The sequence below is a fragment of the Spiroplasma helicoides genome (genome assembly GCF_001715535.1).
GTDB lineage: Bacteria > Bacillota_I > Bacilli_A > Mycoplasmatales > Mycoplasmataceae > Spiroplasma_A > Spiroplasma_A helicoides.
Genome location: NZ_CP017015.1, coordinates 964153 through 976614 on the forward strand (window position 1 = coordinate 964153; position 12462 = coordinate 976614).

A 12462-nucleotide genomic window follows, 5' to 3' on the forward strand; every position below is an offset into this window, starting at 1 on the left:
TTTTTTCACCTACTTTCTAATTACTATTTAATAGCCGCTTTAATGGCAGATGCCAATTCTTCAACGGTTCTAAATTTATTTTTTGTTACATCGATACCTTTATCTTTAAGTTTATATGCTAATTTATATAATTTTGGTGGTTCTATTTCTATTGTTTTCAACAAATCGAAATTTGAAAAAATTTCAAATGGATTTCCTTGGTCAATTACTCGTCCTTTATGCATAACAATAACACTATCTGCAATTTGTAGTACATGATCCATATTGTGAGTAACAATTATAATTCTCTTATTTTTCTCTTTGTTTAAACTATTAAATAACTTCATGAAGTCTTCTTCGCCTTGTGGATCAAGACCTCCAGTTGGCTCATCTAATACTAGTGTATCTCCATCCATAGCAATAATTCCAGCGATGGCTACCCTTCTTTTTTGTCCTCCACTTAAATCGAATGGACTTCTTTTGGCATAATCCTCTGGTAAATCAACCATTCTTAATAGTTCAGGAATTTTATTAAATGTTGCTTCTTTTTCCGCTCCTAAATTAATTGGACCAAAAGCAATATCTTTTAGTATTGTATCTTGAAATAATTGGTACTCTGGAAATTGAAAAACCAAACCAATTTCACGACGTAAGTCTTTAATTTCTTTAATTTTTTTTCTTGCAGAAAAAATTGGATAGTTACCAACAATAGTTCTTCCTGTTTCTGAAATCATTAAACCATTTGTTAACTGTATCAAAGTCGATTTACCACTACCTGTCATACCAATAACAGCAGTTATTTTACCTTTTTCAATTGTTATGTCTGTACCATCTAAAGCTCTAAATTCAAATGGAGTACCTTTTGAATATGTATATGAAACATTTTCAAACTTTATATCACCATCAAAATCAAAATTTGGTTGTTTAGCTTTTTTCAATTGTTTTTTATAGTGTTTTTCTACTGATTTTGTTTTTTCTTTAATAGAATCATATCAGTTATTTACTTCTTTAACTCTTTTGTCAGCATCTTTCAAAGACTCTTTTTTTAAAGTTTCAAACTCTTTTGTAAATCGCTTTTGATTTGGTTTATCTTCATGGATTAACTGGGCGATTTCTTTGTGACGTGCTTTTCTTTTTTTATTTTCTATTTTTTGATTTTTAGCAAGTTCTTTTAGGTGTTCTTTATATTTTGCATTGTCAACCCTTTTTTGAACAAGTAATCTTGCTTTTTCTTCATCACTTAATTTTTTTATTTTTGACATATTTTATCCACCAACTCTTCTAAGCTATCACTATGAGATACTTTCATACCAACATTTTCAAGTGCTTCTTCAACTTGCGCCACAAACGGAATATCTAAATGGATAGAACGTAGAAATCCTTTGTCTGAAAGAATTTCCTTAGGTGTTCCAAATTTTACTAGCTCCCCTTTATTCATAACCATTACTTTATCTGCATTTAGTATTTCATCCATATCATGTGTTATTGAAAAAATTGTTTTTTCTCTGGTGTTTTTTAATTCAACCATTATATTTTTTACTTCATTTTTACCTTTTGGATCAAGCATACTTGTTGCTTCATCAAATATTAAAATATCTGGTGAAAGTGCTAATGCAGAAGCAATTGCAACACGTTGCTTTTGACCTCCAGATAGCATCAAGGGTTCATGATCTAAAAATTCATACATATTAACTTTTTTAGCTGCCTTTTTAATAATGTCACCCATTTTAGCAGGTTCTATTCTTCTATTTTCTAAACCAAAAGCAATATCATCTCTAACTGTTGAACCAATAAATTGGTTATCAGGGTTTTGAAAAACTATTCCCAAAAATTTTCTAGCAATATTTAAGTTACTTGATGTTACTCTATTTCCATAAACTTCTATTCAACCAGAAGTTGGTTTTAAAACTCCAATTATTATTTTTGAAAGAGTTGATTTACCACTACCATTATGTCCAATAATAGCAACATATTCACCATGGTTCACTTCGACATTTACACCATTTACCGCGAATGGATGATCAGATTTATATCTAAATTTTAAGTCTTTTATTTTTAAAGCTGTATTGCTTAATTTAGATAACTCACCACCGCGACCTCTATCTTTCATAGCAATTTTAGATTCTTTAAGTAAAAATTGTGCTAGTTTAACTTCTTCATAAACTTCTCAATATTTTTCATCATTTTTACTATAATTTGAAAGTTTTTCATTTGCATGTTTTAGATTTTCAACAAATATATTATTATTAACCTTATATTTAAATTCATTTTTTGCTGTTTTATATTCTTCTTCATATTTCTTAACAACATCAATAGTTATTTCTCTTTTTGAATACTTGGCTTTAGCAATTATAACCTTTTGACTTGAACGAACTAACTTATCATTGTATTCATTTAAAAGTAATTTAAATTCATTTAATTCCTTAGTAGTTAACGGTTTAAATTCTGACATAGTTTTAGTCCTTTCATACTGTTAAATTATACCAAAAATGTAGTGTTTCTTAAATTATATTTTTTATATTATACACTTTTTATTGTCTATAACTTATTTATATTTTTTTTATACAAGATTATAAATTATTATAAAATATACTTATGTTTATCAATAAATTTTAATTTTATGAGCAAATAAGGAAAAGATGAAAAATACAAATATAGAAATTTTAAGAATTATTATGTCATTTTTTGTAATATTATTACATCAAGCGGGTCCCTTTGATAATTACTCGTATAATGACATATGGTATTTTAAATATTTTTGCCCTTGAGTTACAGGAGCTAAAATTTTTTTTATACTAATAACAGGATATTTTAAAGTAAATACCAAAAACTACAATAACGGAGTGTTTGTAATAAATATTTCTATTTCATGATTGCTAAACTTTGGTTTTGCTTGCCTAGTTTATAGTTTTACAAGGGATGCAATTCCATTTAAAAGCCTTTTATTAGGGGGGCGTGATTGATGATACATATGAGCTTTACTAGTAATTCAGATTATAATGCCCGTTTTAAATAAAATAATTAACAATTTTAATAAATACTATTTATTATTGTGTATTGTGATTTTATATCTTCTTTTAGAGTTTACAAGTAACTATTTATATGGCCAAATATTTGGGATAACAAATCTTTTTGCAATGATATTGCTTTATTGCATTGGGGGAATGATAAGAAATCATGTTGAACTCTATTTTAAGTATCAATATTTGATTATCTTTTTAAATGTAATTTTATTATGAGTAGCTATTGATGCAATTAATATGTTTACTAAGTACGATTTTGTATATAAGCAATTAGGAGTCCCAAACGCCCTATTTTCAGTAGAAGTTTTTATAATTGTTACATCATTTAGGAGAACAAAAAATGAATTTATAAATTATTTGGGATCATCCATGCTATATGTTTACCTGTATCATTATTTAATCCAAGAATTAAATAGTAAATATATATATAGTAAAATATTAGATAATTTGAACTTGCAATTACAAGTAAATATTTTAGCATTAATAACTCTTTTTGCAACGTTGGTTGTAGCTCTATTAATAACAAAACCAATTGATTATTTATCTAAATTCATAGCAAGAAAGACAAAAATTGATAAAGTTACTTTTTCAATTTACCAAAAATAGATAATTATTAAATATTTGCTTGTTTTAAATGTATAAAGAAAGGTAATAAATATGAAAAAAAACTCAAATATAGAAATTTTAAGAATATGTATGGCTGTTATGGTTATGTTGTTTCATCAAGTGGCTGGAATATACCCTTTTCCATCAATTCTTTATTTAAAAATTTTATCTCCATGAATAACATCTTCCACATTGGTATTTATGCTTATTACTGGGTATTTAAAGTCAGAATCTAAAAATTATAATAATGCATATTTTTTATTTTTAGTACTATTTTGCTGAATAATCAATTTTGTTATGGGGTGTGTTGTTTATTCGTTTATAAAAGGCTATATCCCTTTTTATCACATGATTTTAGGTGGTCCTGATTGGTGGTATATTTGAGCGTTTTTATTAGTTCAATTGTTTGCTCCAATATTAAACAAAATTTTGCATAGTTTTAATAAATATTATTTATCAGCAGGATTAATTATTTTATATTTTTTATTAGAATATACAAATAAATGATTTTATGGACAAATTTTTGGTATATGTAATATATTAGTTATGATTTTTATGTATATAATCGGGGGAATTATTCGAATCCATATGACCAATAACTGTTCAAGAAGGCAAGTTATGGCTATAACCTGATTGCTTATTCAATGAATTATTTGGGTTTGATTCGGATTTTATACAACAAAAGAGTTTATTTATGATGAGTTTGGTATTTTAAGTGCTTCATTTGCAACAACTTTATTTGTCATAATTATTGCTTTAAAACCAAGACATAACAAAGTTGCTAATTACCTTGGTTCATGTGCCCTATTTGTGTATTTGTTTCACTACACATTTATTGAAATTGAGCAAAAGTATATCTTCTCACTTGTTGACAATTACGAACTTCAAACAAGAGTGCTGATTTTAGCTGCAATTACAATTTTATGTGGAATAACATTTGGTTTAATTATTTCAAAGCCAGTTATATACTTATCACAAAAATGTGCTAATAGTCGATTGATTCAAAAAATCCCTAAAATGAAAATATTTAATGATTAAATAAGGTTTATGAATAAAAAAATCTATGTGTAACCACATTAAATATACTTTGTCAAGTATACAAAATGTTTTTTATAAGAATGTTTCAACATAGTTTGAAACATTCTTTTTATTTTGTGTCAGATTTAAATAAACATAGGCTGGTGGAGTTTTATGTTTTATCATTATTCTTTCATAATTATAAAATTCTATGTAATTATCAATTGATTTTTCTAAATTTACAAAGTTATTTTGTTTTAGTTTTTGTTTTCATTCTTCTTTTAATGATGAAAAGAAAGTTTCACACATCGCATTATCTATAGAATTACCTGGTCTAGATAACGAAATTATAATATTATTTCTTTTAGCATATCTTTTTGCAAATATAGAAGTGTATTGATTGCCATTGTCAGAATGAATTATAAGCTTTTTAGATAAATCTTTTCTGTAAAAAGAAGCCTTTTCAAGCGTTTTTCTATATAGTTCAATATCATTTTTAAGAGATAATTTATGACCAACAATAAAACCAGTATTAGCATCTTTAATAATGCTTAAATAAGCGAACTTTTTATTCAAAGGTATATAAGAAACATCAGTTACTCAACATTCGTTTTTTAAAAATATTGATCAGTTTCTATTGACGTAATTTGGACCATGTGTAATTATTTTAATTTCTTTTGGCTTTCTATACATTTTTTTTACCCTTATAATTGAATATAATTTGAATATTTTCATAATTCTGGCTACTTTGGTTTGACTTACCTCCAAACCTTGATTATTTAGAACAATTCTAATTCTGGGTGACCCATATATTCCATTATTATTTGTAAAAATATTTTTAACTTTAAGAGCTAGATTCATATCAATTTTTAAATCATATTCTGGTTTACCTTTACAGCATCATCTATAATAACTTGCTCTTGTAATTTTAAATAGTTCACATAATGATAAAACAGTGTACTTATTTTTATATTTCTCTATGGTTTTATAGTAATTTATTACTCTTTTTCTGAATCCTCCATTAGTTCATTGAACTTTTTTAAAACTTCATTCTCCATTTCTAGCCATTTTAATTTTTTATTTAATTCTGCTATTTTTTTATCTTTTGGATCTTTTGAATTGATCTTAATTTTACCATTGTGCTTGTTGTGCTTTCCGGTTTTAGAAATAAGTGCAGCTTCTCCATAAATTTCTCAATCTATACACATCCTTCTAGCCGCTGAATAAGAAATATTATATATCACTGATAATTCTTTGTAAGAGATATGCTCATTGAAATGTTTATTCACAAGCTCTTTTTTGGTATTTAAGTCTAAAATTGTTGATTTGTTGCCTTTATGATTTGCCATATAAAAAATTCTCCTTGTATAATTTTATGTTTTTTTTAACATAATGTATACTTAGAGAATTATATTTATGTGTAACCACATAGATTTTTATTATACTAATTCAATAATGCACATTGGAGCATTGTCACCACGACGATTATCTAATTTTAAGATACGTGTGTATCCACCATTTCTTGACTTAAAGCGTTTAGCTAAAGTTGTAAACAGTTTTTGCAATGCTGTTTCTTTTTCTGATGCATTAATGTGTCTTAATCAAGCTGCAGCTTGTCTTCTTGCGTGAAGATCTCCACGTTTAGCAAGTGTAATCATACTGTCAAAGTGCTTTCTCAACTCTTTAGCTCTAGTTTCAGTAATTTCTAATTTTTCTGAAATGATTAGTTCAGTAGTTAAGTTTCTCATTAAAGCGACTCTTCAAGCTGTGTTTTTTCCTTGTTTTTGAATGTATGACATACATTTACACCTCTTTCTAGTCTTGTTTAAAAGTTAGTCCCAATTGAACAACTTTATCTTTAATTTCTTTTAATGATTTTCTACCCAAGTTTCTAATTTCTTGGATATCATCTTCACTACGTGAAACTAAATCACGTAGAGTATTAATATTTGCTCTTTTCAAGCAATTTAAACTTCTTTGTGTAAAGTCTAAATCTTCGATTGATTTGTCTAATTCTTTGTCATCTTCTTCGCTTGAGACACCAATTACATTTAAGTCATTGATTTCCTCATTTAAGTTTACAAAAAAGTTAAGGTGTTCAACTAATATTTTAGAAGCTGTTGCAACTGCATCGCTTGCTATAATAGTTCCGTCTGTTTTAACTTTTAATATTAATTTTTCTAAATCAACTGATTTTCCAATTTTAGTTGCATCAACATCATATGATACAGATACAATTGGTGAGTAGTTTGAGTCAATAGTAATTGCATCAACAGTTAATTTTTCTTTTTTATTATCTTTAAAAGTTCTATAACCTCTTGAATTTTTTGCAAATAAAGTCAAATCAAGTGTTCCACCATCAGCAATATGACATATTACTAAATCTCTATTTACAACTTCCACTCCAGTTGGTAAATCAATATCTCCAGCAGTAACTGGACCAACTGTTGAAGTTTTAATTGCAAGCTCTACAGTTTCATCGTCTTCAAACATTTTAGTATCAATTCTTAATGCTAATTGTTTGATATTTAAAATAATTCTACTTACATTTTCAACGATTCCATCAATTGATGTAAATTCATGCGCTGCTCCTGCAATTTTAATAGCATACACAGATGCTCCTGGTGTTGAACTTAGTAATGTTCTTCTAATTGCATTACCAAGTGTGATTCCAAAACCTCTTTCTAGAGGTTCAACCTTAAACTCCCCATAAGTTCTATCATTTTCTTCTTTTAATAAAGTAAATTCTGGTCTAGCGAATTGTTTCATATATCTATCCTCTTGGGCGTTTTCTAGGACGCACACCATTATGAGGAATTGGTGTTGTGTCCTTAATTGATGTTATTTCTAGTCCGATACCTTGTAAACTTCTTACAGCAGCATCTCTTCCTGGACCTGGACCTTTAACCTCCACTTGGATAGTTCTTACTCCATTGTCCATTGCTCCTTTTCCAGCAGCTTCTGCTATCATTTGAGCAGCATATGGTGTTGATTTTTTGCTACCTTTGAACCCTAGGGCTCCAGCACTTGATCATGATAATACATTACCTTTTTCATCAGAAACAGTTACAATTGTGTTATTGAAAGTTGCATGAACATGAGCTATACCTTTAGCAATATTCTTTTTAACCTTTTTACGGTTACTACTTTGTCTTGGGTTTGCCATTCTATTTAACTTCTCCTAACTATTTTTTCTTGTTAGCTACAGTTTTTCTAGGACCTTTTCTTGTACGTGCATTTTGTTTTGTTGATTGTCCACGCACAGGTAGTCCTTTTCTGTGTCTCATTCCTCTGTAACTTCCAATTTCCATTAAACGTTTGATGTTTAATGCTGTTTCTCTTCTTAAATCCCCTTCGGTTTTAAATTTGGTAATTTGTTGAGCGATGTTTTTAACATTATCTTCTGTTAAATCCTTCACTCTTAATTCTTCACTAACTTTTGCAGCCTCTAGGATTTTTTGTGATGTTGTTAAACCAATACCATAGATATAAGTTAGTGCGATAACCACTCTTTTGTCATTAGGTATTTCTACCCCATTTATACGAGCCATATCTCTATTCCTTTCTAAATAAACATAACTTCAAAATAATTAATAATAAAAAATAGTTAATTATCCTTGACGTTGTTTATGTTTTGGTTGTTCACAAATAATCATTACACGGCCTTTACGTCTAATTACACGACATTTGTCGCAAATCTTTTTGACAGATGATCTAACCTTCATCTTTATAAACCTCCTGATTTTTGTTCTATTTTTTAATTACTATTTACTGTTTTTAAAACGGTATGTAATTCTTCCACGTGTTGGGTCATAAGGTGAAATTGCAATGGTAACTTTGTCACCTGGTAAGATGCGAATGTAATTCATACGGATTTTACCAGACACGTGGGCGTCTATAACCACTTCATTTTCTAATTTCACCTTGAATGTAGCATTTGGCAGAACTTCAAGGACTATGCCTTCGACTTCTAAATAATCTTCTTTTGCCATTAATTAGTCCTCCTTTTCTGGTTTAAATAATGTTAAAATTTCTGGATTTCCATTTGTAACCAAAATAGTATGCTCAAAATGAGCTGCCATACTACTATCTGCTGACGATACTGTTCAACCGTCCTTAGCGACAATGGTTTTTGGTGTGCCCATTTGTACCATAGGTTCGATACAAATTGTCATACCCTCGATTAAACGCATTCCAGTATCTTTTATTCCTGTGTTTGGAATAAAAGGATCTTCGTGCATTTCTAATCCAATACCATGTCCTGAGTAATCTGTTGGCAATTGAAAACCATTCTTCTCAACAAAAGTTTGAACAGTAGAAGATATGGTTCCGATACGTACACCGGCTCTAACTTGTTCAATTGCCAGGTAAAGTGACTCTTCAGTCACATTTACAAGTTTATCATACTTTTCGTCAAAAGAGTTACCACAAATGACACTAAATGCAGAGTCAGCGTGATAACCTTCATATATACATCCTGCATCAACTGAAACAATGTCTCCATCTTTGATAATTCTATCTGTTGGAATCCCATGGATTAACTGTTCGTTGATTGAAATACAAATATGCATTGGATAGTCATAATAACCTTTAAAGTTACTTTTGCATCCTTTTTTAGTAATAAAATCAATAAAGTATTTATCTAAGTCTAAACAATTGGCACCAGGAACAATCATTTTTCTTATATTGTAAAGTGCTTCTCCAAGTACTTTACCAGCAATTCGCATTTTTTCGATTTGCTCTTGATTTTTTATAGTTATTGCCATTTTATAGTCCTAGTGCTGCAACTAATGAATCATGGAATTCATGCGGCAATACGTTAGTTGCATCTAAAGTGATTAATTTGTTTTGTTTTTTATAAAACTCTATTAAAGGTGCTGTTTGGTTGTTGTAAACCTCAAGTCTAACATCAATTTTGTCTTCTGCATCATCTGGTCTTGTAATAAGCTCAGATGCATCAAAGTCGCAAACTCATTCTACTTGTGGTTTTTTTGAGACTTTATTATAACTTCTTTTACATAATGGACAAATCAATCTACTCATAAGTCTTGATTTAATTATGTTGTTGTCAATATCAAAATGTATAACGTGATCAAGTTTTTGGTTAACATCTTCTAGCATTTTATCTAATGTTATAGCTTGATCTAATGTTCTTGGATAACCATCAAAGATCAAATTAGTATTTTTATGTTTTAAGTAATCTGCAACCATTCTGTTTGTTACATCATCTGGAACATATAAACCTTTTGTCATATATCCTTGAGCCTCAACTCCTAATGGAGTTTTATTATCGATATTTTGTCTAAATAAATCACCAGTAGACAAATGAGTAAGACCATTTTTCGCACATAAAATTTCAGCTTCAGTACCTTTACCACTACCTGGAGCACCGATTAAAAGAATATTCATTGATATGTGTTTCCTTTCTTACCAAATGTGAGTATTGGTATTTTCACTTGCAAATTTTTCTTGTTTTTTATCAATAAATGATTGTTGAATCAATCTACCTTTTAATTGTTGAGTAGTTTGAATTGCAACTGAGATTAGAATAATTAATCCAGTTCCTCCAATTGCAAGTGAACTTGGCAATGAAGTTAATTTACTGATTATGTAAGGAAGAACAGCAATTCCTGCAAGGAAAGTTGCTCCAATTACACTTAATCTATTTATTGTTGCTGTTAAGAATTTTTCAGTATCTTTTCCTGGTTTGATACCCGGAATAAATGTTCCTGATTTTTTGAAGTTTTCTGCAATTTTTTCAGGGTTAATTTGCACCTGAGCATATAAGAATGTGAACAATAGAGTCATAACTCCATAAATTCCAATTCCTCATCAAGTTCCAAATGACAAGTATTCTTGAGTAAATGCATAGAATGTACTTGTTTCACCAACAATTTGTGCAATTGTGATTGGTGTTGAAATTATGGCTGAAGCAAAGATAACTGGGATAACCCCCGCATTATTTAATTTTAATGGGAGGTGTGGTGTGTGATCTTTTGTGTCAACCAGACCGGATCCTGTTTGTTGAATTGGTACTTTCCTTTCAGCTTCATTCATTAAAACAACTATAAAGATAACAAACACATATGCTGAGATATATATTAAGAATTTTAATATTCCATCAAATAATAGTGTTGAATCATCTCCTGTTTTAATTCAAAAACCAAATGTTTTTATAAAGTTGTTTGGCATATTTGAAACAATTCCTGCAAAAATTATGATTGAAACCCCATTACCTATTCCTTTGATAGTAATTTGGTCAGCTATTCAGAGCATTAAGAATGTTCCAGCTAACATTGATGTTGGAATAAGAATGTAATAGAATCAGTCAGGTCCTTGTCCATCAGCACTTGAACCTCATTTTGCAGTAATTAACTGTGAATTTTGAGAAGTTAATGTAAAGATTGTTGCAACTGATTGCATAACAGCAAAAGGCACTGTTAATGCTTTTGTCAATTTATCTAATTTTCTTCTTCCTCTTTCTCCTGATTTATTTCATCTTGATAAAACAGGAATAACATCTGTTGAAAGCAACTGAACAATAATTGAAGCAGTAATATAAGGTGAAACCCCTAATGCTAAAATTGAAAATTGTCCGATTGCCCCTCCTCCAAGAGTTGATAACAATTGGAAAAATTCTTGACCGTTGATTGCATCACTAAACTCTGAACCAATTTGAACTCCGGGAACTGTTAATAATGAACCCATTCTAATCAAAATTAATACTATTAAAGTAAAAACGATTCGTTTTACAAGATCTTTATTTCTTACAAAGAAATTACCCTTAGCGAATTCGTTTTTTTCTTTAGTTTTAGTCATGGCTTTTTTTTCTTTTTTTGAATTTGAAACTTTAACTGCCACCTAAATCACCTCTACTGCCCCTCCAGCTTTTGTTATTGCTTCTTGAGCACTTTTTGAAACTTTATTAACTTTAACTTTAATTGCTTTTGTAATTGTACCATTTCCTAATACTTTTACTAGACATTTTTCAGATTTTATTATTTTTTTATCGATTAATGTTTTGTGATTTACTTCACTTAAACCTAATTGTTCAATTTTATCTAAATTTAAGATTACATATTCTTTTCTATTTAAACTAGTAAATCCAATTTTTGGTAATCTTCTGAATAAAGGAGTTTGTCCCCCTTCAAATCCAGGTCTTACACCTCCACCTGAACGTGAATTTTGTCCTTTGTGTCCTCTTGTTGAAGTTTTACCCTTACCTGAAGCCATCCCACGACCAACTCTTGTTGGTGATTTCTTGCTACCTGGTGTTGATTTTAATTCATGTAATTTCATAATTAATCTTCCTCCAACTAAGCTTGTTTAGCTTCAACTTTCTTTTCAGGACTTTGACTTGGTGCAGATGAAGACATTCCTCTTAATCTTGCAATTTGTTCTGCGGTTTGCATTTCTTTCAAACCTTCTAATGTAGCTCTAATCATATTGATTGGTGTATTTGATCCCAATGATTTAGTATAAACGTCTTGAATTCCTGCTAATTCGATAACAGCACGAGCTGGTCCCCCAGCAATAACCCCAGTCCCTTTTTTAGCAGGTTTAATTAATACTCTTCCTGATCCATAATGTCCAATTACATCATGTGGTACAGTTGTTCCTGCTAAAGGAACTCTAACAAGTGATTTTTTAGCTTCTTTGATAGCTTTTTTAATTGCATCTGGAACTTCGTTTGCTTTACCTGTTCCTAATCCAACTCTTCCTTTTTTGTCTCCAATAACAACAACTGCAGCAAATCTAAATCTACGTCCCCCTTTTGTAACTTTTGTAACACGGTTAATTGTTACAACTTGTTCTTCAAAAGGATTGTCTTCTCTAT

At 29.4% G+C, this 12462-nt stretch carries 17 protein-coding genes; 2 read left to right on the forward strand and 15 right to left on the reverse strand.

Annotated features, from left to right (window positions below):
• Positions 1–23 precede the first annotated feature (23 nt).
• Together SHELI_RS04320 and SHELI_RS04325 are read right to left on the reverse strand one after the other, a co-directional pair.
• The gene (locus SHELI_RS04320; RefSeq protein WP_069117627.1) at positions 24–917 is read right to left on the reverse strand and encodes an energy-coupling factor transporter ATPase; all 894 of its coding nucleotides are present in this window, start codon (positions 915–917) and stop codon (positions 24–26) included.
• Between the two features lie 311 nt (positions 918–1228).
• On the reverse strand, positions 1229–2431 hold the full coding sequence (locus SHELI_RS04325) for an energy-coupling factor transporter ATPase (RefSeq protein ID WP_084449264.1): 1203 nt from the start codon (positions 2429–2431) through the stop codon (positions 1229–1231).
• A gap of 187 nt (positions 2432–2618) precedes the next feature.
• On the opposite strand from SHELI_RS04325, the gene SHELI_RS04330 reads away from it, so the two are divergent.
• A complete protein-coding gene (locus tag SHELI_RS04330; RefSeq protein WP_069117008.1) occupies positions 2619–3608 on the forward strand; it encodes an acyltransferase family protein in 990 nt (329 codons plus the stop codon).
• 51 nt (positions 3609–3659) lie between these two features.
• On the forward strand, positions 3660–4646 hold the full coding sequence (locus tag SHELI_RS04335) for an acyltransferase family protein (RefSeq protein ID WP_069117010.1): 987 nt from the start codon (positions 3660–3662) through the stop codon (positions 4644–4646).
• 72 nt (positions 4647–4718) lie between these two features.
• Here SHELI_RS04335 and SHELI_RS04340 read toward each other — a convergent pair whose 3' ends face one another.
• From SHELI_RS04340 to rpsE, 13 genes are all read right to left on the reverse strand, one after another.
• Positions 4719–5693: an IS3 family transposase gene (locus tag SHELI_RS04340; protein ID WP_069117013.1), complete on the reverse strand. Its 975-nt coding sequence runs from the start codon at positions 5691–5693 to the stop codon at positions 4719–4721.
• Positions 5624–5974, reverse strand: a complete 351-nt coding sequence (locus SHELI_RS04345; RefSeq protein ID WP_069116015.1) for a helix-turn-helix domain-containing protein — start codon at positions 5972–5974, stop codon at positions 5624–5626. Before SHELI_RS04345 ends, SHELI_RS04340 begins: the two co-directional genes overlap by 70 nt.
• A gap of 90 nt (positions 5975–6064) precedes the next feature.
• On the reverse strand, positions 6065–6424 hold the full coding sequence (gene rplQ / locus SHELI_RS04350; RefSeq protein WP_069117015.1) for a 50S ribosomal protein L17: 360 nt from the start codon (positions 6422–6424) through the stop codon (positions 6065–6067).
• Positions 6425–6440: 16 nt separating this feature from the next.
• Positions 6441–7394, reverse strand: a complete 954-nt coding sequence (locus SHELI_RS04355) for a DNA-directed RNA polymerase subunit alpha (protein WP_069117017.1) — start codon at positions 7392–7394, stop codon at positions 6441–6443.
• A 4-nt stretch (positions 7395–7398) separates the two neighbouring features.
• Entirely contained in the window at positions 7399–7791 is a 393-nt protein-coding gene (gene rpsK / locus SHELI_RS04360) for a 30S ribosomal protein S11 (RefSeq protein ID WP_069117019.1), read from the reverse strand.
• A 19-nt stretch (positions 7792–7810) separates the two neighbouring features.
• A complete protein-coding gene (rpsM, locus tag SHELI_RS04365) occupies positions 7811–8176 on the reverse strand; it encodes a 30S ribosomal protein S13 (protein ID WP_069117021.1) in 366 nt (121 codons plus the stop codon).
• 60 nt (positions 8177–8236) lie between these two features.
• Positions 8237–8350 carry a 50S ribosomal protein L36 gene (gene rpmJ / locus SHELI_RS04370; RefSeq protein ID WP_020834730.1) on the reverse strand — a complete coding sequence of 38 codons (114 nt, stop codon included), beginning with the start codon at positions 8348–8350 and terminating at the stop codon, positions 8237–8239.
• Between the two features lie 39 nt (positions 8351–8389).
• Positions 8390–8617 carry a translation initiation factor IF-1 gene (gene infA / locus SHELI_RS04375; RefSeq protein WP_069117023.1) on the reverse strand — a complete coding sequence of 76 codons (228 nt, stop codon included), beginning with the start codon at positions 8615–8617 and terminating at the stop codon, positions 8390–8392.
• A 3-nt stretch (positions 8618–8620) separates the two neighbouring features.
• Positions 8621–9391, reverse strand: coding sequence for a type I methionyl aminopeptidase (gene map / locus SHELI_RS04380; RefSeq protein WP_069117025.1), 771 nt, complete (start codon positions 9389–9391; stop codon positions 8621–8623).
• Position 9392: 1 nt separating this feature from the next.
• Complete coding sequence (locus SHELI_RS04385) at positions 9393–10034, reverse strand: adenylate kinase (protein ID WP_069117027.1); 642 nt, start codon at positions 10032–10034, stop codon at positions 9393–9395.
• An 18-nt stretch (positions 10035–10052) separates the two neighbouring features.
• Positions 10053–11486 carry a preprotein translocase subunit SecY gene (gene secY / locus SHELI_RS04390; protein ID WP_232306377.1) on the reverse strand — a complete coding sequence of 478 codons (1434 nt, stop codon included), beginning with the start codon at positions 11484–11486 and terminating at the stop codon, positions 10053–10055.
• Positions 11487–11924 carry a 50S ribosomal protein L15 gene (gene rplO, locus SHELI_RS04395; protein WP_069117029.1) on the reverse strand — a complete coding sequence of 146 codons (438 nt, stop codon included), beginning with the start codon at positions 11922–11924 and terminating at the stop codon, positions 11487–11489.
• Between the two features lie 17 nt (positions 11925–11941).
• Positions 11942–12424: a 30S ribosomal protein S5 gene (rpsE, locus tag SHELI_RS04400; protein ID WP_069117632.1), complete on the reverse strand. Its 483-nt coding sequence runs from the start codon at positions 12422–12424 to the stop codon at positions 11942–11944.
• Between the last annotated feature and the right edge of the window lie 38 nt (positions 12425–12462).